The 1,104-nt window shown below is 59.8% G+C and carries 1 protein-coding gene; it reads right to left on the bottom strand.

Translation table 11 applies throughout. The features are described 5' to 3' along the window. Window positions 1-1,099: DUF4158 domain-containing protein (locus V8Z74_RS26175; RefSeq protein WP_196734253.1), on the bottom strand; the 1,099-nt coding region annotated here is incomplete at its 3' end. Window positions 1,100-1,104: the final 5 nt, after the last annotated feature.

Raw genomic sequence — 1,104 nt, 5'->3', positions numbered from 1 at the left:
GGACCAGGGAGGCCCTGCTCGGTGGTTTGCGTTTCTGGGTTTCGGTGATCAAGGCTTCAAGACGGGCACGCAACTCAGCATCTGGCACCGCACCTTGCGCGCTCAAGGCAACAAGTTCGCCGAGCAGCGTTTTGTACATTGCGGCCCAATTGACGGTAGCGGGGACATCGGCGGCAGCCTGACGCCACAGATCGGCGATCCGGCGCTGCACCATAAGGATCAACTGGTCTGTGGTGGTGAACAGGCAATACCGAAGAAAGCATGCGACCTCCACGGTGCGCGCTGGCTCTTTGATCTTGGCTCCGGCTGAGGGCGGCCTGGAGACAAGTCGGCGCGCGTAGCGGCGCAAGATGAGATCGGGGATGTCTGCCAGGTGCTTATGAACGTCCAGCGTGTAAAGCAGGTCGATGCGCTCCAGTACCTCGCTGATTTGGCGGGTTGAGTGTTTCGCCGGTGCAGCCCATAGCCAACTCTGCTGGGTTTGTCCATCTGGGCGCAGCTCTGAAACTGAGGCTCGCCAGCGATCAAGTGTTGCTGGATCAACGCTGGCGGCGATGGCGGTGCCTGTTTCAACTTCAAGCTGGGCAAGTGCCGCCGCAATCAGTGTCCGAATTGCCCGCTCGTGCACGATCACCAGCTTGTTCTTGTACAGCCATTGACGCGCCCGCACGAGTAGCTGATCGCGGTCGGCGCAGCGCGCCACTTCGTCGCGCAGTTCACGTACCAGTGAGCGGCGCTGGTGCTCGCTCATCCACTGGAATCCAAGGACCGTGCAGGCTACTTGTTGGTGATCGAATAGCGTGCGCCCGCGTTCATACATGGCTCTCAGCGAGGCGACTTCTGGTGCTGCAATGCCAAGCTCGTTGCCAAGGTGGCGCCACAAGGCTACTGGAATTACCCGAAAGGCACCGAGCAAACGCCCACTCATGCGCAGGAAACCAATATGGAGCGCCAGACCAAGCTTGTGGGAATCACCTCGGCGTGCATTGATTGCGTCGCGCTCGGCACCATCGAAGGTGAAAAATGCCTTCATCTCGAAGTCGCTGATATCGCGGGGGAGCCCACGCATCCCCAAAAACGTTGTGTGCCAACCCTGCATCGTGA

The sequence above is a fragment of the Comamonas sp. w2-DMI genome (assembly GCF_040187735.1).
Classification (GTDB): Bacteria; Pseudomonadota; Gammaproteobacteria; order Burkholderiales; family Burkholderiaceae_C; genus Comamonas; species Comamonas terrae.
Note: the sequence above shows the minus strand (reverse complement) of the source record. Positions and strands in the feature narration are given on the sequence as shown.